The organism is Phyllobacterium sp. 0TCS1.6A (assembly GCF_026420825.1).
GTDB lineage: Bacteria > Pseudomonadota > Alphaproteobacteria > Rhizobiales > Rhizobiaceae > Phyllobacterium.
Window position 1 is genome coordinate 697940 of record NZ_JAPMAB010000001.1, and the last position, 25236, is coordinate 723175.

A 25236-nucleotide genomic window follows, 5' to 3' on the forward strand; every position below is an offset into this window, starting at 1 on the left:
TGTCAGCCGACCAGTCTTTCCTCGATCTCGATGAGGCAGGGCTTGCCCGCAGCTCTTGCCTTCGACAGCGCTTCCGGCAACTCGTCGATGGAGGCGAGGCGGGTTGCCTCGATGCCATAGGCCTGCGCTATCAGCAGGTAGTCCGGCGGCGACGGACGCACGCCGACGGGCTCGATGTCCACCTCCACCATGGCCCGCTCGATCTCCTGATAGCCATTATTGTTCCAGACGATGAAGATGACGGGCACATCCTCGTCGATTGCGGCGCCGAGTTCGCCCAGCACGAACTGGAAACCGCCATCACCGACAAGGCAGATGGTCGCGGCTTCGGGCCTGCCGAGCGCCGCGCCGATGGCAGCGGGCGGGCCGAAACCGAGGGCGCCGAAGCCGGTTGCGGCATTGAACCAGCCGCCGACCCTGTCATGGTCGAAATACATGTTGCCGGAATAGACGGTCTGGGTGGAGTCGCCGACGATGAGCGAACCGGGCAAGGTATCGCGCAGCATGTTGAGAAAGCCGACATGCGCCCGGGTGCGGGGGCTGAGTTCCGCCCAGGCCGCCTCGCGCACCTTCGCGGCGCGCTTTTCGCCCGCAACGGCATTGCGGCGATCGGGAATTGCGGCAAGGAGCGCCGAGACCGCCTGTTGCGCCGAGGCCTCGATCGGCAGGAATGCCGGCCAGCGGTCCAGTTGCGCCGCATCGATGTCGATCCTGACGAAGCGCTTCATCGCCGGAAAGCCGCCATCGCCATACATGTCGTAATCGGTCGGGCCCATCTCGGTGCCGATGCCGATGACGAGATCGCTTTCGGCGATCAGGTTGCGCACCGCCTTCAGGCTGGCGCTGGCCGGCACGATCAGCGGATGTCCATACATGATGCCGCGCGCATTGGTGGTGGAAACGACCGGAGCGCCGAGCCTTTCGGCAAGCTGCGCGATTTCGGCCGCCGCCCCCTTCGCGCCGCCGCCGATCAGGATGAGCGGTTGTTCGGCCGTTGCGCAGAGGCGGGTGAGCTCGGCCATGGTTTCCGCCGACATCTGCGGCAGCGGCGCGTCGAAATCGAGCCGCCGGGCGCCATCGAGCGGCAGCGCCATGACGTCGAGCGGGATTTCGATATGCACAGGCCCGGGCCGCCTGGAGGCGAAGAGGGCGAAGGCGCGCGCAAGCACGATGGGCAGTTCGCCCGGCGTCTCGATACGGTGCGAAAACATCGCGACGGTCTGCAGCATGGCGCGCTGGTTGGGCAATTCATGCAGGAAACCCATGCCCTTGCCGAGGGAATCGCGCTGGTTGACGCCCGAAATGACCAGCATCGGCACGGAATCGGCGCGCGCCTGGCCCATGGCGGTGATCGTATTGGTTATTCCCGGTCCCGTGATGACGAAGGCGACGCCGGGCTTGCCGGTGGCGCGCGCATAACCATCCGCCATGAAGCCGGCGCCCTGTTCATGGCGCGGGGTGATGTGGCGTATGCTGGAGCGCGCGAGGCCGCGATAGAGTTCGATCGTGTGGACGCCCGGAATGCCGAACACCGTATCGACATGATAGGCCTCAAGGAGTTGTACGAGCGCTTCGCCGACCGTCGTCATGCCGATTTCCGTTGCTGGAGGCGGGAGGCGAGGCGGACGATGCCGGCGCAGGCGGTATCGATCTGGTCGTCGGCAACGCTGAGGCTCAGTCTCAGATAGCCGGACAGGTTGGCGCCGAACGATTCGCCGGGCATGACGGCGACGTGTTCCTCCTCGAGGAGGCGCATGGCGAAATCCTGCCCGCTGAGGCCGCTCGCACGTATGTCGGCGAGGATGAACATGCCGGCCTGCGGCACTTTCGAGACGATGCCGGCAACGCCGTCGAGACGTTCGGAGATGCGCTCGGCGCGGCGCAGGAAATTGGTCCGCATCGTTGCCGCCGCCGCCGCTGGCTGGCCCAGCGCATAGGCGGTCATGTCGGCTATGAAGGGCTGCACGCCGAAGAGCAGCGATTCCGACAGCGGCAGCAGCCGCCGGGTGAACTCCTTCGGCCCGACGCACCAGCCGCTGCGAAAGCCCGGCGCCGCGTGCGATTTGGAGATCGAAGCCACCGCAATCGCCCGGTCGGCCAGTTCCGCGCGGTCGACAGGCGAAGCGAACTTCCCGTCGAAGATGAGAAGTTCGTAGACCTCGTCCGACACGATCCAGAGATTGTGGCGCCGGCAGACCTCGCCGATCTCGCCGATCTCCCTGTCGCTGAGGACGGCGCCGGTCGGATTGTGCGGCGTATTCAGGAGCAGCACCTTCGAGCGTGGCGTGATGACCTTTTCGAGGTCCGCGGCCTGCATGCGGAAGCCGTTTTCCACATGCAGCGGAACCGATACGCGCGTTGCGCCCGTTGCCCTGATGACGCCGTCATAGGTGGCGTAGAGCGGATCGCCGGTGATGATCTCGTCGCCCGCCTCGGCAAGGCCGAGCATGACGAGCGACAGCGCCGTCTGCGTGCCGGGGAAGCACATGATGTTGTCGGCATCGATCTGGCGGCCGGTCCGCAGCGTATATTTGCGGGCAAGCTCCGCCAGCACGGCCGGTTCGCCGCGCCCGTTCGAATAGCCGGTGCGGCCGGCGCGCATGGCCTTGTCGGCAATGTCGATCATGTCGGCCGGGGTCGGGATATCGGGCTCGCCAATGGTGAGCTCGACGATATCGATGCCCTCGCGCTTCATTTCGCGGGCGCGCATGTGCACCGCCCATTTGTCGGAGCCCAGTCCTGCAAGGCGATCGGTGACGGATGCAAAGCGCATCATTGGGCGCCTCCTTCGGTTAGTGAGATTCCAAGTATAGCCTCGATAGCGCCGATGCCGGTCGCGGCCAACTCCCCATCGCTGAAAATATCGCCGGCAAGGCAGCCTTCGAGCCAGAGGCCGTCGATGACGGCATTGATGGCGATGGCGTGCCTGCGGGTGATGGCGGGCGCTGCGGGCTTGCCCTCGGCCAGCAAGGCGGCGCGGATCAGCGCTTCCAGCTCGTCGCGAAAGCCGAGATAGCCGTCCCGGTGGGCGGCGGCCATGGCGGCGTCCGCATGAACGAGGCCGATGAAGCCGGCCCAGAGCGACAGATTGTGCGGGTCCATGATCGGCGCGCCGAGATTGGCGGTGACGAAGGCCGCAAGGCGGGAGCGGGGATTGTCATCGGCATTGAGCAGGGCAGCGCCGGCCTGGACGGTCATCCTGCCCATGACCGCCCGGTAGGCGGCGCCGATCAGATCGTCCTTGGCGGGGAAATAATAGCGGATGAGGCCGGGGGTTACATCGGCCCTCAGTGCAATTTCGCGCACGGTCGCCCCGGCGAGCCCGCGCTCCGCCACACATTGCAGCGTCGCGGCGATGAGATCCTCGCGGCGCTTGTCCTCGCCCTCGCGGCGGAAGCTCTTGCGTGTGGCGGGCTGCGGCTTCATTGGCGCCAGACGGGCCGCGTCAGGCAGGTCGGGCCGCCCTCGCAGGCGATGCACAGCGCGTCGGCCTCGAAAGTGGTCACCGTGCAGCCGGCAGCTTCCATCACCGCCCTCGTGCCATCGAAGCCGGCGACGGCGATCACCTCGAAGGGCGCGGTCGGCAGGACATTGAGGTTGAGGCCGTTGCTGGCGGCGAATTCCTGTTCCGGCGCCGCGATCAGGCGAATGCCGCGCTGCTTCAACAATTGGTAGAAGGCGGCGGGCAGCAGCGGCATGTGCACGAGCGCCAGATCTTCGGCGAGGGGCGAGATGATCGACATCAGGTGCAGGCAGGCCTCTTCGCCATGCCAGAGCGGCAGGTCGAAGCCGAGAACGCTGATGCCGAAAGGCCTCAGGATCGCGGCCAGCTGTTCGATGCCGGCCTGGTTGGTGCGCACGCCGCGGCCGACGGCAAGCGTCGTCGCATCGACCCAGACGCAATCGCCGCCTTCGACGGTGCCCGGGGCCTCGATCCTGCCAAGCAAAGGCACGCCCATCTGCTGGTAGGTGTCGCCATGAAGGTCCGGCTCCTCCATGCGCAGGCGCTTGCCCATGCGCAGAAGCACCGCGCCATGGTCGGTCACAAGCGAAGGGTCGTGCGTGAAGATCGAATCCGAAAGTCCGTCATTGCCGTCCCTGATCCAGGTGATATCGGCGCCCGAGCGCGCAACGAGATCGGCGAAGACGCGATGCTGCTCCGAGGCGCGGATGGGGTCGAACTGCTCGCCATAGTGCCAGACATGGGGTTCCGCACCGGCCATGACCCTGTCGGGCATGCGCATGATGACGCGTTTGAGGGGCAGGGCCATGGATTGGGAACCGAATGCGGTCATCTGATGCTCTCGAAAAATTGTCGCGGACGATATTTATACGCTTGCATAATTAGAGCGCAAGTGGTGTGATGCGTTAAATTCAGGCAAGCAAGACCTGTGCTGACAAAAGAGGCGGATCAATATCGTTATGATGATTTCTGCAGTCCCAGCCCGGATGGGATCGTCCGAATGAGCCAGATGGGATCATCCGAATGACGATGAGCACCGCCAGCCCGCTCACCCATCCTTCGGCCCCGCAAGGCGAGGCGCTCCATGTCTCGAACCTGCACAAGCGCTTCGGCGCACTGGAAGTACTCAAGGGCGTCTCGCTGACGGCGAAGGATGGCGATGTCGTCGCGCTCATCGGCGGCAGCGGTTCGGGAAAATCGACCTTCCTGCGCTGCGTCAACTTCCTCGAAAACCCGACCAGCGGCGTCATTCGCATCAATGGCGAGGAGGTCGAGATGGTCAGCGACGGCGCGGGCGGGCAGGTGCCGGCCAACCGGCGCCAGATCGAGCGCATCAGAAGCCGTCTCGGCATGGTGTTCCAGAATTTCAACCTTTGGCAGCACATGACCTTGATCCAGAACGTGGTCGAGGTGCCGATCCACGTTCTCGGCATGAAGCGCGACGAGGCGGTGGCGATCGGCGAGCAATTGCTGGAACGCGTCGGCCTGTCGGCGAAGCGCGACGTCTATCCCGCCTTTCTGTCGGGCGGGCAGCAGCAACGCGCCGCCATTGCGCGGGCGCTGGCCATTCAGCCGCGCGTGATGCTGTTCGACGAGCCGACATCGGCGCTCGATCCGGAACTGGTGGGCGAGGTGCTCAAGGTCATCGCCGACCTGGCCGCTGAAGGCCGCACGATGCTGCTGGTGACGCATGAGATGAAGTTCGCCCGCGAGGTCGCGAGCCATGTCATCTATCTGCATAATGGGATCGTGGAGGAGGAAGGGCCGCCGGACGAATTGTTCGGATCGCCAAAATCCGAGCGTTTGAAACAGTTTATACGCACTGTCTCATGAATGAAATTAACAATGAACGGGAAAACCGGGGAACAACAAGCATGGAGACCAGAATGAAGATGCTCGTAAAATCAGCCATCGCCGCCTGTGTCGTGGCCGCCACGATGGGTATGGCCAAGGCCGAGACCGTGAAAGTCGGCATTGCCGCGGAACCCTATCCGCCCTTCGCCTCGCCGGATGCTTCCGGCAAGTGGCAGGGCTGGGAAGTCGAGATCGCCATGGCGCTGTGCGAGGAGGCCAAGCTCGACTGCGAGATCACGCCGGTGTCGTGGGATGGCATCATTCCGGCGCTGACCACGAAGAAGATCGACATCATCACCGCCTCGATGTCGATCACCGCCGAGCGCGAGAAAACCATCGATTTTTCGGACAAGTACTATAATACGCCGACGGTCATTCTTGGCTCGAAGGACGTGAAGATGGAACCGACGCCGGAGGGGCTGAAGGACAAGATCATCGGCGTCCAGGTCTCGACCGTGCACCAGGCCTATGTGAAGAAGCATTTCGGCGATACCGCGGCCGAGATCAAGGAATACCAGACGCAGGACGAAGCCAATCAGGACCTCGCGGCCGGACGCATCGACGCGACGCAGGCCGATGCGCTTGCGCTGGAGACTTTCGCCGCCACGGATACCGGCAAGGCCTGCTGCGAGATCAAGGGCAAGGTCGCCGACGATCTCGAAGTGCTGGGGCCGGGTGTCGGCGTCGGCATACGCAAGGGCGATACGGCGATGAAGGAAAAGATGAACGCCGCGATCAAGGGCATCCGCGCCAACGGCAAATATGACGAAATCTCGAAGAAGTACTTCGACTTCGATATTTTCGGCGGTTGAGCCTCGCTGGCCGGGGCCTGACGGTCCCGGCTTTCCCGTCCCGACAAGCGTTCAAGTGAGGCTGGATTGACCGACGCATCCCTCGTGCCGCAGGCTGTGCTCGACCTTCTGGCACTGCTGTCGCCCAGCCCGCCCGGCTGGGGCGGCAATCTCCTGCGCGGGCTGCTGCATTCGCTGCAGATCGCCTTCGGCGCCTTCGCCATGGGACTGATGATCGGCACGCTCGGCGCCTATGCCAAGCTCTATGGCGGGCCGATCGCCAGGGATCTCGCGGCGATCTATACCACCGTGGTGCGCGCGGTTCCCGAACTCGTGCTGATCCTTCTTCTCTATTATGCCGGTACCGATCTCATCAACCGCGTGCTCGAATCCGCCGGCTATGCCCGGGTCGACATCAATGGGCTGGTGGCGGGGATCGTCGTGCTCGGCTTCGTGCAGGGCGCCTATGCGACGGAAGTGCTGCGCGGCGCGATCAAGGCCATACCGCAAGGCGAGATCGAAGCGGCGCGCGCCTATGGCATGGGGCCGATGCTGATGATGCGGCGCATTACGCTGCCGGCGATGCTGCCCTATGCGTTGCCGGGATTGGCCAATCTCTGGCTCATTTCCACCAAGGACACAGCCTTGCTGGCCGTGGTGGGCTTCAGCGAACTGACGCTGGAGACGCGGCAGGCGGCCGGGGCCACCAAGGCCTATTTCCTGTTCTTCATGGCGGCGGGCGCGCTCTATCTCCTTGTCACGCTGTTTTCCAACGCCATCATCGGCCGGATCGAGAAATGGGCGCGCCGCGGCCTGCCATCGGCGAAAGGGGCGCGCTGATGAGCAATACCGCACCCAAGCTTGAAACGCCGCTCGAAATGCCGCTGGATACCTTTTCCATCCACAAGGAGGGCGGGCCGCCATTCCGGCTGAGGGACATGCCGCCGCACCGGATCGTGCTGGTGCTGATCGGCCTGGCGCTGGTGGCTTCGGCAGCCATCTTCATGCGCTGGGACTGGCTGCCCTCCTATGGCGGGCTGATCCTGCAGGGCTTGTGGCGGACGATCTGGATCCTCGTCGTGACGGTGGTGCTGGGCTTTCTTCTGGCGGTGCCGCTCGGCCTTGCGCAGGCGGCCGGTCCCGCGATCTTCGCCATACCGGCCAGATGGTTCTGCACCGTCATTCGCGGCACGCCGCTGCTCTTGCAACTATGGCTGCTCTATTACGGCCTCGGCTCGCTTTTTCCACAATATCCCTGGATCAGGGGTTCCGAGCTCTGGCCCTATCTGCGCCAGGCCTGGCCCTATGCGGTGCTTGCGCTGACGCTGTCCTATGCCGGCTATGAGGGCGAGGTCATGCGCGGAGCCTTTGCCGGCGTGCCGAAGGGTCAGCTCGAGGCGGCACGCGCCTTCGGCATGCGGCGCTTCACTATCCTCAGGCGCATCTGGCTGCCGCAGGCGATCCACCGGGCGTTGCCGACGCTGGCGGGCGAGGCGGTCCTGCAGTTGAAATCGACGCCGCTTGTCGCAACCATCACGGTGGTCGATCTTTATTCGGTCGCCTCGCGCGTGCGGCAGGATACGTTCATCACCTATGAGCCGCTCCTGCTGCTGGCCGCCGGTTACCTGATCATCACCGGCATCATCGTTTTTCTGTTCCGCAAGCTGGAACGGCTGATCCCCTCGCGTCTCGGTTGAGGAAGAATGGGAAGGTGGCGCAAATAACGGCTCGAATGTCGCAAGTGTTTTATGCAGCGGTTGAGCAAGTGCGCATAGTGGCATAGGTAAACCTCGTAAAGACGGGAATCAGGGCTCGACCGCCGGCGGCTGCAGGCGGTTCGTCCATTTCCATCGGGGCGAGGCAACAAGGGCGGGTAATGCGGACGGTAGACAGGTTTCCACGCAATATCATCGAACATGCCGACATGGGCATCGCAATGCCGGATGGCTGCCGGCTCTCGGCGCGGGTCTGGATGCCGGACGACGCTTCCGAACAGCCGGTGCCGGCGATCCTGGAATTTCTTCCCTACCGCAAGCGCGACGGCACCACTGCGCGGGACAATCTCACCCATCCCTATTTCGCCGGCCATGGCTATGCCTGCCTGCGCGTCGACATGCGCGGCAATGGCGATTCCGAAGGACTGATGGAGGATGAATATTCCGAACAGGAGCTAGGCGACGCCTGCGATGTCATCGCCTGGATCGCCAGCCAGCCCTGGTGCAGCGGCACCGTCGGCATGATGGGAATTTCCTGGGGCGGGTTCAATTCGCTGCAGGTCGCGGCCCTGCAGCCGCCGGCGCTCAAGGCGATCATCACGCTCTGTTCCACCGACGACCGCTATGCCGACGATATCCATTACAAGGGCGGGCTGCTGCTCAACGAGAATCTCGGCTGGGGCGCGACGATGCTGGCCTATTCCTCGCGCGCGCCGGACCCTGCCTTGCGCGGCGAGAAATGGCGCGACATGTGGCGCGAGCGGCTGGAGAACGAACCGTTCCTGCCGGCGGTCTGGCTGCGGCACCAGACGCGCGACGCCTATTGGAAGCGCGGTTCCGTCTGCGAGGATTTCGCTTCGATCAAGGCGGCGACCCTGGCCATCGGCGGCTGGGGCGATGCCTACAAGAACGCCGTGGCGCGGCTGATGCAGGGCATCGGCGCGCCGGTGAAGGGCATCATCGGCCCCTGGGTGCACAAATATCCGCATTTCGCCGTGCCGGCGCCGCGCATCGGCTTCCTGCAGGAGGCACTGCGCTGGTGGGATCGCTGGCTGAAGGATATCGACACCGGCGTCGAGGACGATCCGGCCTATCGCGGCTACCTCATGGACAGCGTCCGGCCGAAGAGCTGGTACACGGAGCGCCCGGGGCGCTGGATCGCCGAGCCGCAATGGCCGTCCGCCACGATCGGCAGCCGCAGCTACCATCTCGGTTCCGGCATGGTGCTGGCCGACGAAGCCGGTGCGGCTTTCGCCCATCTCGTCTCCTCGCCGCAGGATTGCGGCATGATGGGCGGCGAATATTGCGCCATATGGCTGGGGCCGGAACTGCCGGGCGACCAGCGCCGCGACGATGCGCTGTCGCTATGCTACGACCGGACGCTGGACGAGACGATCGACATTGTCGGCGCGCCGGAAATCAGCTTGACGCTGGCGAGCGACAGGCCGGTGGCGATGGTCGCCGTGCGGCTCTGCGACGTGCATCCGGACGGCGCCTCGACGCGGATCACCTATGGCGTCTTCAATCTTTGCCATCGCGGCGGCCACGACGCGCCGCAGCCGCTGGAACCGGGGCAGGAATACCGCATCAGCTTCAAGCTCGACGACATCGCCTATCGCATCCCGGCCGGGCACAGGCTGAGGGTGGCCGTTTCCTCGTCCTACTGGCCGATGGTCTGGCCCTCGCCGGAGCAGGCAAGCCTGACATTGAGCGCCGGCCGGATCGACATTCCCGCGCGCAAGCTGGCCGAGGGCGATGAATGGACCTTCGCCGAACCGGAAGCGGCCGCGCCATGGCAGCTCGACATCCTGCGGGAAGCCGCCAACAGGCGCCATATCGAGCATGACCAGGTCAGCGGCAGGATCGCGCTCGTCATCGAGGATGATTTCGGCGAGGCCCGCGACCGCGACCACGGGCTGATCCATGGCGGCACCGCCCGCGAGCGCTGGGAGATCGATCCGGGCGATCCGCTGTCGGCGCGCGGCGAGACGCACTGGACGGAAATATCCGGACGGGACGACTGGCGGATAAGGACGGAGACCTTCACGACGATGCGCTCGGACGCCGGGCATTTTTATCTCACGGGCCGCATCGAGGCCTATGAGAACGACGAACTCGCGTTCGAGCGGGACTTTGACGAAACGATCGAACGCCATTTCATTTGAGGCATTGCACCGCGACTGGAATGACAAGTTGAAATTTGCGACGATAGAGTTGAATATTTCACATAACCGGCTGGCGCCATGCGCCTCCATAAAAAGAAGGGGAAAGTAGAATGTCCAGAGAACTCGATTATCTCAGCCGCCGGGTAGCCCAGGGAAAACTGTCGCGCCGCGACTTCCTCGGCCGGGCCGCGGCCCTTGGCGTCACCAGCGTTTTCGCCAATTCCCTGCTCGGCAGCGCCGCGCTGGCCGAAGGGCCCGTCAAGGGCGGCACGCTCAAGGCCGGCATGCAGGGCGGCGCCTCGACGGACAGTCTCGACCCCGCCACCTGGCAGAGCCAGGTTCCCTACAAGTTCGGCCGCCAATGGGGCGAACAGCTGGTGGAAATCCAGCCCGACGGCACGCTCCAGGCCAAGCTCGCCGAGGAATGGGGCTCCTCGGACGACGCCAAGGTCTGGACCTTCAAGATCCGCAAGGATGTCGAGTTCCACGATGGCAAGACGATGACGCCAGACGATGTGGTCGCGACCATGGAGCGGCATTCGGACGCCAATTCGAAATCCGGCGCTCTCGGCGTCATGGGCGGCATCTCCAATGTCAAGCGCGATGGCGACACGGTCGTCTTCACGCTCAAGGAGCCCAATGCCGACCTGCCGTTCCTGCTGGATGATTATCACCTGATGATCCAGCCCAATGGCGGCAAGGACAAGCCGACCGCCGGCATCGGCACCGGACCCTACAAGGTGGTGACGGAAGAGCCGGGCGTACGGCATATCGGCGCGAAATTCGCCAATTACTGGAACGGCGACAAGCGCGGCCATGCCGAGCAGATCGAGATCATCGTCATCAACGACGCCACGGCGCGCACATCCGCGCTGCAGTCGGGCCAGGTCCACATGATCAACCGCGTCGAGCCGAAGATCGTCGATCTCGTCAAGCGCGTGCCGGGCGTCACCATCCAGAACGTCGCCGGCAAGGGGCATTACGTGTTCATCGCCCATTGCAACACTGCGCCATTCGACAATAACGACCTGCGGCTGGCGCTGAAATATGCGATGAACCGCGAGGACATGGTGGAGAAGATCCTGCGCGGCTATGGCTCGGTCGGCAATGATTTCCCCATCAACAAGGCCTATCCGCTGTTCTCGGACGATATCGAGCAGCGCGCCTATGATCCCGACAAGGCTGCCTTCCATTTCAAGAAGTCCGGCCATGACGGTCCTGTCCTCCTGCGCACGTCGGATGTCGCCTTTCCGGGCGCAGTCGATGCGGCCCAGCTCTACCAGCAGAGCGCCGCGAAGGCCGGGATCACCATCGAGGTCAAGCGCGAGCCGGGCGACGGCTACTGGTCGGAGGTGTGGAACAAGCAGCCATTCTCCGAATCCTACTGGGGCGGACGCCCGACGCAGGACCAGATGTATTCGACCGCCTATCTGTCGACCGCGGACTGGAACGATACGCGCTTCTTCAACGAGAAGTTCGACAAGATGCTGATTACGGCGCGCGGCGAGCTGGACGAGACCAAGCGCAAGCAGATCTATCGCGACATGGGGACGATCGTGCGCGACGAGGGCGGCGTGATCGTGCCGATGTTCAACGATTTCATCGATGCGACCAGCGCCAAGGTCGGCGGCTGGGTGCCTGACGGCAATCAGGAGATGAGCGGGGGTTATGCGCTGTCGCGCTGCTGGCTGAACGCCTGACCGGGCCGTTCGGATGAGCCTCCCGGTACTCAAACTGGTTGCCCAGCGCATAGCGATGGGCATCCTGCTGCTCCTGGCGGTCTCGGTGCTGATCTTCGTCGGCACCCAGATCCTGCCCGGTGACGTTGCGCAATCCATATTGGGCCAGTCCGCCACGCCGCAGGCGCTCGAAAACCTGCGGCGGGACATGGGGCTGAACGATCCGGCCTATATCCGTTATTTCCGCTGGCTCGGCGGCGTGCTCACCGGCGATCTCGGCACCGCCTTGTCGAGCGGGCAGGACATAGCGTCGTCGTTGAAGGGCAGGCTGTGGAATACGCTGTTCCTGGCCTTCTGGGCCGCGATCGTCTCCATTCCGCTGGCGATCGGCCTCGGCCTGCTCGCGGTGCGCTATCGCAACGGTTTCGTCGACAGGCTCATTTCCGGCCTCGGGCTGGCATCGACCTCGCTGCCCGAATTCTTCACCGGCTACCTGTTGATCTATTTCGTCGCCGTGCGCCTGCAATGGTTCCCGAGCGTCTCCACCGTTTTCGACGGCATGACGCTCGGTGAGCGGCTCAGCGCCATCGCATTGCCGGTGACGGTGCTGACGCTGGTGGTGCTCGCCCACATGATGCGCATGACCCGCGCCGCCATCCTGAACGTGATGCAATCGGCCTATGTGGAGACGGCGGAGCTCAAGGGCCTGACGCCGTTGCAGATCATCACCCGGCACGCCTTTCCGAATGCCGTCGCGCCGATCGTCAATGTCGTCATGCTCAACCTTGCCTTCCTCGTCGTCGGCGTCGTCGTGGTCGAGGTCATCTTCGTCTATCCGGGCATGGGGCAATATCTGGTCGACCATGTGGCCAAGCGGGACGTGCCGGTGGTCCAGGCCTGCGGGCTGGTCTTCGCCGCCGTCTATGTGACGCTCAACATCGTCGCCGACATCGTGGCGATCGTCTCCAATCCTCGCCTCAGGCACCCGAAATGAGGCCGGCCATGTCAAGCATCAGGAACATTCCCGTCAGCGCCTGGATCGGCCTCGTTCTCACCGCGCTCTTCGTCTTCGCCGCCGTGTTCGCGCCATGGGTCGCGCCTTATCCCGTAGGCGAAACCGTCGGCGACGTCTGGGAGCCCATGTCGGCGAAATATCTGCTCGGCACCGACAATCTCGGGCGCGATCTCCTGTCGCGCCTGATCTATGGCGCGCGCATCACCATCTTCATCGCCGCGCTCGCCACCGCCCTGTCGTTCATACTGGGTTCGGTCCTCGGCTTCGCGGCGGCGGTCATCGGCGGCTGGTTCGATCAGCTCATGTCGCGTTTCGTCGATCTGATCATGGCGATACCGACGCTGATCTTCGCGCTGGTGGTGCTTTCGGTGCTGCCGACCAATGTGGTCACGCTCATCCTGGTGATGGGTCTTCTCGACGCGACGCGTGTCTACCGCCTTGCCCGCGCCGTGGCGGTGGACATCAATGTCATGGATTTCGTCGAGGCGGCCAAGCTTCGCGGCGAGGGCAAGATGTGGGTCATCTTCCGCGAGATTTTGCCCAATGCGCTGACGCCGCTGGTGGCGGAACTCGGCCTGCGCTTCATCTTCGCGGTGCTCTTCCTCTCCGCGCTCTCCTTCCTCGGGCTCGGCGTGCAGCCGCCGGACGCGGATTGGGGCGGCATGGTCAAGGAAAACAAGGAGGGCATCGTCTTCGGCATTCCCGCGGCGCTCATTCCGGCGGCGGCGATCGCCGTCCTGGCGATATCGGTCAATCTCGTCGCCGACTGGATATTGAACCGCACTACAAGTCTCAAGGGAGGGCGCGGCTGATGGCGAGGCTTGCGGCAAAGGACAAGAGCGCGCGGCTGCTCGACATACGCGGCCTGCGCATCGAGGCGACGAGCTATCCGCCGGGAGAGCCGCCGCGCGACATCGTCATCGTCGATGGCGTATCGCTGGCGCTGGAGCGCGGCAAGGTGCTCGGGCTGATCGGCGAATCCGGCGCCGGCAAATCCACCGTCGGCCTTTCCAGCATGAGCTATGGCCGCGGCGGCGTGCGCATCACCGGCGGCGAAGTGGTGCTCAATGGCCGCGACATCACCAAGGGCGGGGCGCGGCTGCTGCGCCAGGTGCGGGGGCGGGAGGTGTGCTACGTGGCGCAATCGGCCGCCGCCGCGTTCAATCCGGCGCGCAAGCTGATGGACCAGGTGACGGAAGCGGCGCGCCAGCACAGGATATGCTCCAGGGCCGAGGCGGAAAAGCGCGCCGTCGGCCTGTTCCGCAAGCTCGGCCTGCCCAATCCCGATACGTTCGGCGACCGTTTTCCGCATCAGGTCTCCGGCGGACAGCTGCAGCGGGCGATGACCGCCATGGCGCTGTGCTCGGAGCCCGATCTCATCGTCTTCGACGAGCCGACGACGGCGCTGGACGTGACGACGCAGATCGACGTTCTGGCCTCGATCAAGGATGCGATCCGCGACACCAATGTGGCGGCGCTCTACATCACCCATGATCTTGCCGTCGTTGCCCAGGTGGCGGACGACATCATGGTGCTGCGCCATGGCAAGATGGTGGAATATGGCGAAACCCGGCAGATCATCAAGGAGCCGCGCGAGGACTATACGCGCCAGCTCGTCTCGGTCCATCACATCCCGCACCGGCAGAAGCCCGCTTCCGGCGCGCCTATCCTCGCGGCGAGGGGCATCACCGCGGCCTATGGCGGCGGGCAGGTCAAGGTGTTGAAGAACGTCTCGCTCGACATCCATCTCGGGCAGACGGTGGCGGTGGTCGGCGAATCCGGTTCCGGCAAGTCGACGCTGGCGCGGGTGATCACCGGGCTGCTGCCGCCGATGGAAGGCAGCATCGAGTTCGACGGGCGGCAGCTTTCGCCGCGGCTCGCCAGCCGCAAGCGCGACGATCTGCGTGAATTGCAGATGATCTACCAGATGGCGGATACGGCGATGAACCCGCGCCAGACGGTCGGCACGATCATCGGCCGGCCGCTGGAATTCTATTTCAACATGCGCGGCAGCGAGCGCGACAGGCGCGTCGCCGAGCTTCTGGACAAGATCGAGATGGGCAAGGGCTTCGCCGATCGCTATCCGGCGGAACTGTCGGGCGGGCAGAAGCAGCGCGTCTGCATCGCCCGTGCGCTCGCGGCCAAGCCCAAGCTGATCATCTGCGACGAGGTGACGAGCGCGCTCGATCCGCTGGTGGCCGACGGCATCCTGAAGCTGCTGCTCGCCCTGCAGCAGGAGGAGAACGTCGCCTATCTGTTCATCACGCACGATCTCGCCACGGTGAAATCGATCTCGGATTCCATCGCGGTCATGTATCGCGGCGAGGTGGTGCGCTACGGGCCACGCGACGAGGTGCTGAAGCCGCCCTTCGACGCCTATACGGAACTGCTGCTGTCCTCCGTGCCGGAAATGGAGCTCGGCTGGCTGGAAAACGCGATGAAGACCCGCAAGATGGCCAGCGCCGGCAATTGAGGGCTGGTCGGTTTCAAAGCGAGCCGGGCCAGCGGTTTTGCCCGAGGAGGTGGATTGCCGTGAGGATGCGGCGGAAGCTGCGGCGGGCGCGATCGACCGAATGGCGGGCGCGCAGATAGCCGTGGACGAGGCCCGGCTCGTTGTTCCACAGCGCCATGCCGCCGGCCTGCACGATCCTGTCGCGATAATGGCGGCCATCATCGCTGAGCGGGTCGCATTCGGCCGAGATGACGACAGTCGGCGGCAGCGCGGAAAAATCCGTGTCGGCGAGCGGGGCGAAGCGCGGATCGGCCGACCAGTCGCGGCCGCCGCCACGCAGATCGGCATAGTAGATCGTATCGCGCGTCGTCAGCATCGGCGCATTGCCGTGTTCGACGTAGGAACCCTGTTCCATATTGCCGCCAAGCCCGGGATAGACCAGCACCTGGCCGGCGGGCTGGCGCGGGCCGCCACGGACATGATGCGCGACGCCAGCGGCCAGATTGCCGCCGGCGCTGTCGCCGCAGAGGACGATCGGCAGCTCGGTCATGCCGGCAAGATGATGAAATGCGGCCAGTGCATCGTCGAACGATGCCGGGTGCAGGTGCTCGGGCGCCAGCCGGTAATCGACGGAAACCACGTCGAAGCCCGTGGCGTCGCAGATTTCGGCGCAGACATCGTCATGGCTGTCGAGCCCGCCGACGACGAAGCCGCCGCCATGGAAATAGAGGCAGAACGCTTCCGCTTCGCCGCCGCCCTTGCGGTAGTGACGGATGCCGACGGGTCCGGCTGCCGTATCGAACGTGTCGTCGCGGCTGGTGACGGAGGCGGGGTAGCCGGCGAAGAAGGCGCGGCACATTTCGTCATAGACCCTGCGCTGCTGCGCGACGCTGAAATCCACGGCATCCGGCGGATAGAAACTGTTGGTGCGCTCGATGAACGCCCAGGTCTCCGCGTCGATCAGCAGCGAATAATCGGCCGTCATCGCCCCTTCCACACCGGGTCGCGCTTTTCCGCGAAAGCCTTGAAGCCCTCCTGGCCGTCCTCGGAGGCATAAAGGATATCGACGGTGCGGAACTTGCGCTTGGTGATCATGTTCATCGCCTGCTGGAAGCCCATGCTCTCCGCCTCCCGCGCCACTTCCTTGATGGCGGCGAATACCAGGGGCGGGCCGCTTTCGAGCAGCCGCGCAATCTCCCAGACCCGTTCCATCAGCCTGTCCTTCGGCAGGACCTCGTTGACGAGACCCCAGCGATGCGCCTCGGCCACATCCATCCAGCGGCCGGTCAGGAGCAGGTCCATGGCGATGTGATAGGGGATGCGCTTCGGCAACTTCACCGTCGCCGCATCGGCAAGCGTCCCGGCACGGATCTCCGGCAGGGCGAAGCTCGAATGGTCGGAAGCATAGATGAGGTCGCAGGAGAGGGCGAGTTCGAAACCGCCGCCCACCGCCATGCCGTTGACCGCGGCGATCACCGGCTTGTTGAGGTCGCGCAGTTCCTGCAGGCCGCCAAAGCCGCCGACGCCGTAATCGCCGTCGACCGCGTCGCCGGCCGCCGCCGCCTTGAGGTCCCATCCGGCGCAGAAGAACTTGTCGCCCTCGGTCCGGACGATCGCCACCCGCAGTTCCGGATCGTCGCGGAAGGCCTGGAAGGTCTCGCCCATCAGCCGGCTGGTCGCAAGATCGATGGCGTTTGCCTTCGGCCGGTCAAGCGTCACCTCGAGAATGCCGCCCTCGCGGCGTGTCCTGATCACACTCATCAAAGTTCTCCCCTGGCCGAAATCAGTGCATCCGCGATGCCGACGCCCTTGCCGCCGGCGCGGACGAGCAGCGGGTTGATGTCGAGTTCGGCAATGCTGTCCTTGTTGGCGACGGCGAAATCGGCAATGCCGGCAATCGCCTCGATGGCGGCGGCGACATCCCCCCTGGCGCGGCCGCGATAGCCGTCCAGCAAGGGAAACATCCGCAATTTGCGCAGCGCCGCCTCGATCTCCCCGCGCGTTGCGGGCAAGAGCAGCGTCTGCGTGTCCTGCAGCAATTCGACCAGCACGCCGCCGCTGCCGATCGTCAGGGCAGGCCCGAATTGCGGATCGTCGGTGATGCCGACGATCAGCTCGGCGACGACGCCCGTCACCATCTGTTCCACATAAAGGCCGCTGCCGAGCCGCGCCAATGCGCCTGCCGCCGCGCGGACCTCGTGCGCATTGCCAAGGTTCAGCCGCACGGCATCATGCTCCGACTTATGCGCGATCCCCAGCGCCTTCACCGTGACCGGATAGCCGATGGCATTGGCCGCAAGCACGGCCTCGTCTTCACCGGCGCAGCGCCGCCCGTCCGGAACCGGCAGGCCCCGGCTCCTGAGGATGGCCTTGGCCTGCGCCTCGTCCAGCACATGCGGCTCTGTCGTTGCTTTGGCGGCGGGCCCGGCGACCGGGGCAGCCGGCGGCTCGCTCCACGCCGCGCCGATGAAGGCGGCAGCTTCGGCTGCATCCATGGCTTCGGTGATGCCGCAGAGCGGCGCGATGCCGGCCCGCATCAGGCCCTCCATATATTCCTCGGGGAGATTTTCCGGCAGCGAGGCGATGATGGCGCCGTGGGCGGCATTGGTCTTCAGCGCGTTCTCGAAGCCGCGGACGGTCGACCACCAGTCGACGTCGGAGCAGCGATCCTTTCTCGGGAAGTCCAGGACGAGGCAGCTCAAGGCGAATCCTCCCGCGACCATGGCTGTGAAGGTTTCGGTCAGCGCCGGCTCATTGTTCCAGATGAACGTATGATAGTCGAGCGGGTTCGCCACCGCCACCAGCGGGCCGAGGGTCGATTTGACGCTTTCCCGGTGGCGTGGATCGAGCGGCGGGAAATGCACGCTGCGGCCCTCGGCTGCATCGGCCATGACGGAAGCCTCGCCGCCGGAACAGCTCATCGAACAGAGCGTATTGCCGGAAAGCGGGCCATGCACATGCAGCAGCTTCAGCGTCTCCAGGAACGAGGCGATGGAATTGACCCGCGCGATGCCGAGCCGCCTCAGGAAGGCGTCGGAGGCGGCGTCAGAGCCGGCAAGCGAGGCCGTATGGGAGATAGTGGCGGCGCGCGCCTGCGCCGACCTGCCGACCTTCATCGCCACGATGGGCTTGTTGAGGGTCCGGGCCCGGGCGGCGAGCGCCTCGAACTTGGCCGCCGACTGGAACGCCTCGATATGCAGCCCGAGGGCGGTGACGCGCTCGTCCTCGATCAGAGCCATGGCCATGTCGGGCAGGCCCGTCTGCGCCTGGTTGCCGGCCGTCATCACATGGGCGATGGGCAGGCCGCGCCGCTGCATGGTCATGTTGATCGCGATGTTGGACGATTGGGTGATGATCGCCACGCCGCGCTCGTCCGCGCCGAGCCGGCGGCCGCCATGCTGGTCGGGCCAGAGCAGGGCGCCATCGCAATAATTGATCAGGCCATAGCAATTCGGCCCGATGATCGGCATGTCGCCGGCGATCGCCACCAGTTCCTCCTGCAGCCGCGCGCCGTCGGCATCGTCCGCTCCGGCCTCGAGGAAGCCGGAAGCGTAGCAGACCGCGACGCCGGTGCCGATCTCGCGCAGCTGGCGCACGATGTCGAGCGTCAGGTAGCGGTTGACGCCGATGAAGGCCGCATCCGGCCCGGCGGGAAGATCGGCCACCGAGCGATAGGCCTTGAGGCCGAGGATCGTCTCATGCTTCGGATGCACCGGCCATATTTCGCCGGCAAAGCCCATCTGCTGGGATTGCCGGACGACTTCCGCCGCCTGGACGCCGCCGAACACGGCGATGGAGCGAGGCTTGAGCAGGCGATCGAGACTATTGGCCATCACGCACCATGGGGGCCATCACGCACCATGCGGGCGTAGCAGGGCGCGCGAAATGATGTGGCGCTGGATTTCCGAGGTGCCTTCCCAGATGCGCTCGACGCGCGCATCGCGCCAGATGCGCTCCAGCGGCAGATCGTCCATCAGGCCCATGCCGCCATGGATCTGGATCGCCTCGTCGGCGACGAAAGCCAGCATTTCCGTGGCCTTCAGCTTGGCCATGGCCATGTCCTGGTCCGTCACGGTGCCCTGGTCGAACTTCCAGCCCGCCTCGAAGGTCAGAAGGTCGGCGGCCTTCAGCTCGGTCGCCATGTCGGCCAGCTTGAACGATACGCCCTGGAACTTGCCGATCTGCTGGCCGAACTGCCGGCGCTGCGCCGCATATTCGATCGCATGGGCTAGGGCGCGCTCGGCCCGGCCGAGACAGGTCGCCGCCACCTGCAGGCGGGTTGCGCCGAGCCATGTATTGGCGACATCGAAGCCCTTGTGCACCTCGCCGAGTATGGCATCGGCAGGCAGGCGGCAATCGTCGAATTCGATGATCGCATTGGTGTAGCCGCGATGGGAGACATTGCGGTAGCCTTCGCGGATGGTCATGCCCGGATGGCCCTTGTCGACGAAGAAGGCGGTGATCTTCTTCTTCTTCTTGCCGCGCGCCGTCTCTTCCTCGCCCGAGGCAACGAAAAGGATGACGAAATCCGCCTCGAGCGCATGGCTGATGAAGTGCTTGGTGCCGTTGACGACCCAGTCGCCGCCCTTTTCGACGGCGGAGGCCGTCATGCCGCGCAGGTCGGAGCCGGCGCCGGGTTCGGTCATGGCGAGGCAGTCCGACTTTTCGCCGCGAATGCAGGGGTAGAGATATTTCTCCTTCTGCGCCTCGGTCCCGGCCAGGAGGATGTTGGACGGACGTCCGACGCAGGTCCAGTGCAGCGCGTAGTTGGCGCGGCCGAGTTCCTTCTCGTAGAGCAGCCAGGTCACCGTATCGAGCCCGGCGCCGCCGACCGATTCCGGCATGTTGGCGGCGTACAGCCCGGCTTCGATCGCCTTCTGCTTCAGTTCCTGCGCCAGTTCCTTGCGCAGGATGCCGGTGCGCTCCACCTCCGCTTCATGCGGGTAAAGCTCGTTCTCGACAAAGGCGCGCGTCGTCTCGACGATCAGCCTCTGTTCTTCGGAAAGACCGAAATCCATGGCTCAACCCTTCTTTCGGCGCGGCTTGGCGGCTTTCGCCTTTTCGGCCGATTTCGACAGTGGCGGCTTCCGGGCGAGCTTCGACAGCCGTTTGGTATAATCCTTGTAGAGCGCGCCGGCGCCCCAGCCCTTGCCCTTGTTCTGGCGCGCGAGCGCATCCATGATCGCCACGAGATTGTCGTCGCGGATGCGTTCGAGCTCGCGGATCGAAAGCCCATGCGCCTGCTCGTCGGACTGGTCGGCGATCTTGTCGACGAGCGTCTCGTCGAGGTCCGGCACGTCCATCAGCTTGGTCCATGGCCAGGAGAGGCAGGGGCCGAACTGGGCGATGAAGTGGCGCATGCCCGCTTCGCCGCCCGCCACGCGGTAGACCTGGAACATGCCCATCTGCGCCCAGCGAATGCCGAACGAATAGCGGATGATGTCGTCGAGTTCCTCCACGGTGCAGATATCGTCCTTGATCAGCCACAGCGATTCACGCCAGACCGCTTCGAGCAGGCGGTCGCCGACAAAGGCTTCGATCTCCTTGCGAATGACGACCGGCTTCATGCCGATCGACGCGTAGATCGCCTCGGCCTTCGCGACCGCTTGCGGCGAGGTCTGCTTGCCGCCGACGATCTCGACGAGGGGCAGGAGGTAGACGGGATTATAGGGATGGCCGACGACCAGCCGCTCGGGACGGCTCATCGCGGTCTGCATTTCGGAGGGCAGGATGCCCGACGTCGACGAGCCGATGATGGCATCGGGCGCGGCATGCCTGTCGATCTCGGCCAGAACCCTGTGCTTGAGGTCGAGGCGTTCCGGAACGCTTTCCTGTATGAAATCAGCGCCTTCCACCGCTTCCTGCACGGTTTTGGCGAAGGTCAGCCGCCCTTCCTTCGGCAGTCCGTCCGGCAGCATGGTCTTATAGGCGCGGCGGGCATTCTTCATGACCTCGCTGACCTTGCGTTCCGCCTCCGGGTCCGGGTCGAAGATCGATACGTCGATGCCGTTGAGCAGCAGGCGCGCGACCCAGCCGGCGCCGATGACCCCGCCGCCGACCGCAGCAGCCTTGCGAATGATCGTCATGATGCTACCAGCCCTTCGTGAGTTTCAGGCGCTCGCGCACTTCCTGCGGGCCGAGGATCTTGGCGCCGATGCCCTCGGCGATCTTCACCGCGCGTTCCACCAGCGGTCCGTTGGTCGCCAGCACGCCCTTGTCGAGCCACAGATTGTCCTCCAGCCCGACGCGGATATTGCCGCCGGCAAGCATCGCCATCGCCGCATAGGCCATCTGGTTGCGGCCGATGGAGAAGGCGGAGAAGGTCCAGTTCGACGGCAGGTTGTTGACCAGCGCCATCAATGTGCCGATATCGTCCGGCGCGCCCCAGGGTATGCCCATGCAGAGCTGGACCATCACCGGATCGTCGAGCAGGCCCTGGTCGTAAAGCCATTTCGCCAGCAGCAGGTGGCCGGTATCGAAAATCTCCACTTCCGGGCGCACGCCGAGCGCCTTGATCTGCGCTGCCATCGCCTTCAGCATGGCCGGCGTATTGGTCATCACATAGTCGCCTTCGCCGAAATTCATCGTGCCGCAGTCGAGCGTGCAGATTTCCGGGCGCAGCTTCGCCACATGTTCGAGCCGTTCGGTGGCGCCGGCCATGTCGGTGCCGTCGGCGGAAGGCGGCATTGGCTGCTCGACGCTGCCGAGCGTCAGGTCGCCGCCCATGCCCGCCGTCAGGTTGAGAATCATGTCGACGCCGGATGCCTTGATATGCTCCACCACTTCCGTATAGAGCGCGACGTCGCGCGAGCCCTTGCCGGTCTTCGGGTCGCGCACATGGATATGGGCGATGGCGGCGCCGGCATTGGCGGCGGCAATGCACTCGTCGGCGATCTGGCGCGGCGTCACCGGCACCTTGTCGGAACGGCCTGTCGTGTCGCCGGCGCCGGTCACTGCGCAAGTGATGAAAACTTCGCGGTTGGGGGTAAGTCCCATTCTTCTGCTCCCATTATTCATTGCCTTCATCATGGCGCGATTGCCAAAGTCTGCTTTGCGATATACGAATCAAAATTGATGAAAACCGAATTGTCCGCGATCTTTCGGCCAGACGCCGCGCCGCTCGCCGTCACGGTGCTGGTCTTCAGCGGGGCCTCGCTGATGTGCGTCGCCTCGACCATCGATCCGATGCGCGCGGCCAACCGGGTTTCGGGATCGACTCTGTTTACCTGGCGCATCGTCACGCTCGACGGCACGCCGGCGATCACCACCTGCGGCCTGCCGATTGCCGCATCCGGTTGTTTCGATGCTTCAGAAAAGGCGGATATGTTATTGATAATAGGTGGTTTTGGCACTTCCGACATCGCCCGAACCACCTTTACCGCCAATCTGCGCCGCGCCGCGCATCATTACCGCCTGATCGGCGGCATCGAGGCGGGATCGTGGCTGCTCGGCCGCGCCGGCCTCCTGTCCGGGCGACAGGCGACGACCCATTGGGAGGACATGGAGGAGTTCACGCTGGAATTCCCGGAGGCGGACATACGGCCCGACCGCTATGTCATAGACGGTCCGGTCTTCACCAGCGGCGGTGCTTCGCCGACATTCGACCTGATGCTGCATCTCATCCGCTCGCGCTACGGCATGTCGGTGGCGCTCGATGTGGCCAGCGTCTTCATCTATGACGAGGCGCATGCCTCCAGCGATGCGCAGCCGCTGGTCTCCCTCGGGCGACTGCACGGCGTGCATCCCAAGCTGGCATCGGCGATCCGGCTGATGGAAGGCCATATCGAAGCGCCATTGACGATCGACGCCATCGCCCGGCGCTGCGGGCTTGGTACAAGGGCGCTGGAGAAGATCTTCATCAAGGCGGTGGGCGAGGGTCCCGGGCGCTATTATCTTCGCCTGCGGCTGAAAGTGGCGCGGCGGCTGGTGATGGATACGCGCGCGCCGCTTGCCGATATCGCCACGCGCACCGGCTTTTCGTCGGCGGCGGCATTCACGCGCACATTCAGGAATTTCGAGGGCAGGCCGCCGAGCGCCTTCCGCCCGACACAATAGCCAGCCGTCACGGCCTGTCGCTTTTGGGGAAGCGCAAGGCCGCGGCGGCACGTTTCATGAAGCGACAACAGCCAGCAACGGAGCCCGACATGCCAGAGGCGCAGCCCTACCGCTCTCATCCGATCAGCATCGAGAAGGATTGGATCGACTATAATGGCCATCTCAACATGGCCTATTACAACGTCATTTTCGACCGCGGCGGCGATGAATTCCTGGCCGAGCTCGGCTTCGGTCCGGATTATGCGGCGGAACGCCGGCTGACGATCTACACGGCCGAGGTGCATGTCTGCTACGTGCAGGAAATCCACCTCGACCACATCGTTACGGTGACGAGCCAGCTGATCGACTTCGACGGCAAGCGGCTGCATGTCTATCATGAGATCGTGCACCGGGATGGCTGGGTGGCTGCGACGGCGGAGGTGCTGTCGCTGCATGTCGACATGAACGGGCCGAGGGTGGTGCCGTTCCCGGACGATATCGTGCCGGGTCTCGATCGCTACAGGCAGGAGCACGCGCTGCTGCCGCGCCCCGAGCGGGTGGGCCGCTCGATCGGCATCAGGAGGAAATGAGGGGAAGCTTTCGCGCGCTATCAACACCTGTTGAATACGGAAAATCATCACCACGCCCGCGAAATCGCGTCTGGTCATTGAAAATGGGGGGAGACGGGCGGTCTTCAGCGCGTCGTAGTGGTATCAGGGTCGAGGTCCGAAGACCGCCCGCGACGTCTTTGCCTGCTGTTGCTGCGTTTGTCAGACGCAACAACCCGGAAAACGAAGCGCCACCTCCGTTTCCTTCTGCAGTTTGCCGGTCGATCGGGGTTGTCACTTCCGATCTTTCGGCAACGCCACCCTTTCCCAGCTTGTCGAAACAGCACCGGAAGCTGCTCCCCCACTGGAAAGGACCGAATCAGAATACTCCGGTTCCAAACAGGGGGGATAAGTTTTTTTGCGTGCCGGAAGGAAGAATGAGCGAAATCAGCAGCTTGCAGGGCGAAATATTTTTTGAGGCCGAAAATCTATCCCCCTGCCATCAGCGGCTGTGGGATGCGAATTGTTCGGTCAGCCACGTCTCGAATTTCCGGATGCGGGCCTCGCCGACGCGTTCCTTGCGGCAGATCAGGTACCAGGCGCCGGGCTGCGAAACACTGATATCGAAGGGCGCCACCAGCCGCCCGGCTGCAAGGTCGTCCCGGACGAGGAAATCGGGCGCCACCACCAGTCCCTGGCCGTCCAGCGCCGATTGCAGCGCCGTCAGATATGTATCGAACTTGAGGGTGACGGCCTGCGCATTGTCGGCCAGTCCCGCCGCCTCGAGCCAGATGCTCCAATCCTCCGGCGAGGTGAAAAGCGCAAGCCGCGGCACCCGCGACAGCGTCCTTGCATCGGCGGGGTCGATTCGTGCCGCCACCGCCGGGCTGCAGACGGGAAACATCTGCGCCTTGGTCAGCAGGCGGTAATGCAGGTTCATGCGCTCGGGCCGCGTCGTATGGATGATGCCGATATCGCAATTGTCTATGTTCAATTCCCAGTCGAGCTGGCTCGTGCCGATCCTGATCGCCAAGCCCGGATTGACCTTGCGGAAGCCGGCTAGCCGCGGGATGAGCCAGCGCACGGCGAAGGTGGCGTAGGTTTCAAGCGCCAGGTCGTCGGCGGTGCCGATGCGGCTGACAAGCGCCGTGCCGCGCGCGATCTTCTCGAAGGCGTCGCGCATATAGGGATAATACAGCGTGCCGGCATCGGTGAGGCTGACGCCGCGCGGCTGCCGCTCGAACAGTTTTATCCCGAGCACCGATTCCAGCTCGGCGATGCGGTGGCTGATGGCCGATTGCGTCACGCCGAGTTCGTCCCCCGCCAGCCGGAAGCTCAGCAACCGCGCCGAGGCCTCGAAGGCGCGCAACGAGCCGAGGGGCGGAATTCTGGGCTTGGACATCATGTCGGCGGAACCTTCGAAAGGGGATGTGAGAATAACTCATGGCTGGATGAGCAACCATCGCTTGAATGCAAGCCAATGCGGAATCATTCTAATCTGCGAAGCGCAATGCAGACAA

The 25236-nt window shown here is 64.4% G+C and carries 22 protein-coding genes; 11 read left to right on the forward strand and 11 right to left on the reverse strand.

From position 1 onward, the window contains the following. Positions 1–2: 2 nt before the first annotated feature. The 4 genes from OSJ75_RS03390 to OSJ75_RS03405 are packed head-to-tail and all read right to left on the reverse strand — an operon-like array spanning position 3 to position 4295. Positions 3–1589, reverse strand: a complete 1587-nt coding sequence (locus tag OSJ75_RS03390; protein WP_267226932.1) for a 5-guanidino-2-oxopentanoate decarboxylase — start codon at positions 1587–1589, stop codon at positions 3–5. Then, positions 1586–2773: a pyridoxal phosphate-dependent aminotransferase gene (locus OSJ75_RS03395; RefSeq protein WP_250014399.1), complete on the reverse strand. Its 1188-nt coding sequence runs from the start codon at positions 2771–2773 to the stop codon at positions 1586–1588. The genes OSJ75_RS03390 and OSJ75_RS03395 overlap by 4 nt, the downstream gene beginning before the upstream one ends. Next, positions 2773–3426 carry a TetR family transcriptional regulator C-terminal domain-containing protein gene (locus tag OSJ75_RS03400; protein WP_250014125.1) on the reverse strand — a complete coding sequence of 218 codons (654 nt, stop codon included), beginning with the start codon at positions 3424–3426 and terminating at the stop codon, positions 2773–2775. The genes OSJ75_RS03395 and OSJ75_RS03400 overlap by 1 nt, the downstream gene beginning before the upstream one ends. Beyond that, positions 3423–4295 (reverse strand): dimethylarginine dimethylaminohydrolase family protein, encoded by an 873-nt coding sequence (locus OSJ75_RS03405; RefSeq protein ID WP_250014127.1) that lies wholly within the window; start codon positions 4293–4295, stop codon positions 3423–3425. The genes OSJ75_RS03400 and OSJ75_RS03405 overlap by 4 nt, the downstream gene beginning before the upstream one ends. Positions 4296–4486: 191 nt before the next feature. Here OSJ75_RS03405 and OSJ75_RS03410 point away from each other — a divergent pair, with 191 nt between their 5' ends. The 9 genes from OSJ75_RS03410 to OSJ75_RS03450 all read left to right on the forward strand — a co-directional run bounded on the left by OSJ75_RS03410 (position 4487) and on the right by OSJ75_RS03450 (position 15155). Beyond that, on the forward strand, positions 4487–5296 hold the full coding sequence (locus OSJ75_RS03410) for an ABC transporter ATP-binding protein (protein ID WP_267226933.1): 810 nt from the start codon (positions 4487–4489) through the stop codon (positions 5294–5296). A 53-nt stretch (positions 5297–5349) separates the two neighbouring features. Next, positions 5350–6129, forward strand: a complete 780-nt coding sequence (locus OSJ75_RS03415) for a transporter substrate-binding domain-containing protein (RefSeq protein ID WP_267226934.1) — start codon at positions 5350–5352, stop codon at positions 6127–6129. Positions 6130–6225: 96 nt separating this feature from the next. Further along, positions 6226–6948 (forward strand): ABC transporter permease, encoded by a 723-nt coding sequence (locus OSJ75_RS03420; protein WP_416362516.1) that lies wholly within the window; start codon positions 6226–6228, stop codon positions 6946–6948. 38 nt (positions 6949–6986) lie between these two features. Next, on the forward strand, positions 6987–7805 hold the full coding sequence (locus OSJ75_RS03425; protein WP_416362517.1) for an ABC transporter permease: 819 nt from the start codon (positions 6987–6989) through the stop codon (positions 7803–7805). A gap of 179 nt (positions 7806–7984) precedes the next feature. Beyond that, the gene (locus OSJ75_RS03430; RefSeq protein WP_267226936.1) at positions 7985–9988 is read left to right on the forward strand and encodes a CocE/NonD family hydrolase; all 2004 of its coding nucleotides are present in this window, start codon (positions 7985–7987) and stop codon (positions 9986–9988) included. A 110-nt stretch (positions 9989–10098) separates the two neighbouring features. Further along, positions 10099–11688 (forward strand): ABC transporter substrate-binding protein, encoded by a 1590-nt coding sequence (locus OSJ75_RS03435; RefSeq protein ID WP_250014135.1) that lies wholly within the window; start codon positions 10099–10101, stop codon positions 11686–11688. Positions 11689–11701: 13 nt separating this feature from the next. Next, positions 11702–12661, forward strand: a complete 960-nt coding sequence (locus OSJ75_RS03440; protein WP_250014136.1) for an ABC transporter permease — start codon at positions 11702–11704, stop codon at positions 12659–12661. An 8-nt stretch (positions 12662–12669) separates the two neighbouring features. Then, the gene (locus OSJ75_RS03445; RefSeq protein ID WP_250014137.1) at positions 12670–13494 is read left to right on the forward strand and encodes an ABC transporter permease; all 825 of its coding nucleotides are present in this window, start codon (positions 12670–12672) and stop codon (positions 13492–13494) included. Continuing rightward, positions 13494–15155: an ABC transporter ATP-binding protein gene (locus OSJ75_RS03450; RefSeq protein WP_267226937.1), complete on the forward strand. Its 1662-nt coding sequence runs from the start codon at positions 13494–13496 to the stop codon at positions 15153–15155. The genes OSJ75_RS03445 and OSJ75_RS03450 overlap by 1 nt, the downstream gene beginning before the upstream one ends. Before the next feature lie 13 nt (positions 15156–15168). Here the strand turns inward: OSJ75_RS03450 and OSJ75_RS03455 are convergent, their stop codons facing one another. Genes OSJ75_RS03455 through OSJ75_RS03480 form a run of 6 tightly spaced genes read right to left on the reverse strand, consistent with a single transcriptional unit; the run spans position 15169 to position 22130 of the window. Continuing rightward, positions 15169–16119: an alpha/beta hydrolase gene (locus OSJ75_RS03455; RefSeq protein ID WP_267226938.1), complete on the reverse strand. Its 951-nt coding sequence runs from the start codon at positions 16117–16119 to the stop codon at positions 15169–15171. Further along, complete coding sequence (locus OSJ75_RS03460; protein ID WP_267226939.1) at positions 16116–16898, reverse strand: carnitinyl-CoA dehydratase; 783 nt, start codon at positions 16896–16898, stop codon at positions 16116–16118. Before OSJ75_RS03460 ends, OSJ75_RS03455 begins: the two co-directional genes overlap by 4 nt. Next, positions 16895–18967 (reverse strand): acetate--CoA ligase family protein, encoded by a 2073-nt coding sequence (locus OSJ75_RS03465; RefSeq protein ID WP_267226940.1) that lies wholly within the window; start codon positions 18965–18967, stop codon positions 16895–16897. The genes OSJ75_RS03460 and OSJ75_RS03465 overlap by 4 nt, the downstream gene beginning before the upstream one ends. Before the next feature lie 18 nt (positions 18968–18985). Beyond that, a complete protein-coding gene (locus OSJ75_RS03470) occupies positions 18986–20152 on the reverse strand; it encodes an acyl-CoA dehydrogenase family protein (protein WP_267226941.1) in 1167 nt (388 codons plus the stop codon). Positions 20153–20155: 3 nt separating this feature from the next. Continuing rightward, the gene (locus OSJ75_RS03475) at positions 20156–21220 is read right to left on the reverse strand and encodes a carnitine 3-dehydrogenase (RefSeq protein WP_267226942.1); all 1065 of its coding nucleotides are present in this window, start codon (positions 21218–21220) and stop codon (positions 20156–20158) included. 4 nt (positions 21221–21224) lie between these two features. Next, positions 21225–22130, reverse strand: coding sequence for a 3-keto-5-aminohexanoate cleavage protein (locus tag OSJ75_RS03480; RefSeq protein ID WP_250014148.1), 906 nt, complete (start codon positions 22128–22130; stop codon positions 21225–21227). 75 nt (positions 22131–22205) lie between these two features. Between OSJ75_RS03480 and OSJ75_RS03485 the strand changes: the two genes are divergently transcribed. Together OSJ75_RS03485 and OSJ75_RS03490 are read left to right on the forward strand one after the other, a co-directional pair. Further along, positions 22206–23189, forward strand: a complete 984-nt coding sequence (locus OSJ75_RS03485; RefSeq protein ID WP_250014150.1) for a GlxA family transcriptional regulator — start codon at positions 22206–22208, stop codon at positions 23187–23189. 89 nt (positions 23190–23278) lie between these two features. Beyond that, positions 23279–23758, forward strand: a complete 480-nt coding sequence (locus OSJ75_RS03490; protein ID WP_250014152.1) for a thioesterase family protein — start codon at positions 23279–23281, stop codon at positions 23756–23758. A 460-nt stretch (positions 23759–24218) separates the two neighbouring features. Here OSJ75_RS03490 and OSJ75_RS03495 read toward each other — a convergent pair whose 3' ends face one another. Continuing rightward, positions 24219–25121, reverse strand: a complete 903-nt coding sequence (locus tag OSJ75_RS03495; RefSeq protein WP_267226943.1) for a LysR substrate-binding domain-containing protein — start codon at positions 25119–25121, stop codon at positions 24219–24221. Positions 25122–25236 lie beyond the last annotated feature (115 nt).

Bases quoted from the DNA above. Each gene is read 5' to 3' on its own strand.
- OSJ75_RS03465 (WP_267226940.1), bottom strand. From the start codon at position 18,967: ATGGCCAATAGTCTCGATCGCCTGCTCAAGCCTCGCTCCATCGCCGTG.
- OSJ75_RS03455 (WP_267226938.1), bottom strand. From the start codon at position 16,119: ATGACGGCCGATTATTCGCTGCTGATCGACGCGGAGACCTGGGCGTTC.
- OSJ75_RS03430 (WP_267226936.1), top strand. From the start codon at position 7,985: ATGCGGACGGTAGACAGGTTTCCACGCAATATCATCGAACATGCCGAC.
- OSJ75_RS03410 (WP_267226933.1), top strand. From the start codon at position 4,487: ATGACGATGAGCACCGCCAGCCCGCTCACCCATCCTTCGGCCCCGCAA.
- OSJ75_RS03475 (WP_267226942.1), bottom strand. From the start codon at position 21,220: ATGACGATCATTCGCAAGGCTGCTGCGGTCGGCGGCGGGGTCATCGGC.
- OSJ75_RS03495 (WP_267226943.1), bottom strand. From the start codon at position 25,121: ATGATGTCCAAGCCCAGAATTCCGCCCCTCGGCTCGTTGCGCGCCTTC.
- OSJ75_RS03470 (WP_267226941.1), bottom strand. From the start codon at position 20,152: ATGGATTTCGGTCTTTCCGAAGAACAGAGGCTGATCGTCGAGACGACG.
- OSJ75_RS03395 (WP_250014399.1), bottom strand. From the start codon at position 2,773: ATGCGCTTTGCATCCGTCACCGATCGCCTTGCAGGACTGGGCTCCGAC.
- OSJ75_RS03405 (WP_250014127.1), bottom strand. From the start codon at position 4,295: ATGACCGCATTCGGTTCCCAATCCATGGCCCTGCCCCTCAAACGCGTC.
- OSJ75_RS03440 (WP_250014136.1), top strand. From the start codon at position 11,702: ATGAGCCTCCCGGTACTCAAACTGGTTGCCCAGCGCATAGCGATGGGC.
- OSJ75_RS03480 (WP_250014148.1), bottom strand. From the start codon at position 22,130: ATGGGACTTACCCCCAACCGCGAAGTTTTCATCACTTGCGCAGTGACC.
- OSJ75_RS03400 (WP_250014125.1), bottom strand. From the start codon at position 3,426: ATGAAGCCGCAGCCCGCCACACGCAAGAGCTTCCGCCGCGAGGGCGAG.
- OSJ75_RS03390 (WP_267226932.1), bottom strand. From the start codon at position 1,589: ATGACGACGGTCGGCGAAGCGCTCGTACAACTCCTTGAGGCCTATCAT.
- OSJ75_RS03425 (WP_416362517.1), top strand. From the start codon at position 6,987: ATGCCGCTGGATACCTTTTCCATCCACAAGGAGGGCGGGCCGCCATTC.
- OSJ75_RS03490 (WP_250014152.1), top strand. From the start codon at position 23,279: ATGCCAGAGGCGCAGCCCTACCGCTCTCATCCGATCAGCATCGAGAAG.
- OSJ75_RS03435 (WP_250014135.1), top strand. From the start codon at position 10,099: ATGTCCAGAGAACTCGATTATCTCAGCCGCCGGGTAGCCCAGGGAAAA.
- OSJ75_RS03415 (WP_267226934.1), top strand. From the start codon at position 5,350: ATGAAGATGCTCGTAAAATCAGCCATCGCCGCCTGTGTCGTGGCCGCC.
- OSJ75_RS03450 (WP_267226937.1), top strand. From the start codon at position 13,494: ATGGCGAGGCTTGCGGCAAAGGACAAGAGCGCGCGGCTGCTCGACATA.
- OSJ75_RS03445 (WP_250014137.1), top strand. From the start codon at position 12,670: ATGTCAAGCATCAGGAACATTCCCGTCAGCGCCTGGATCGGCCTCGTT.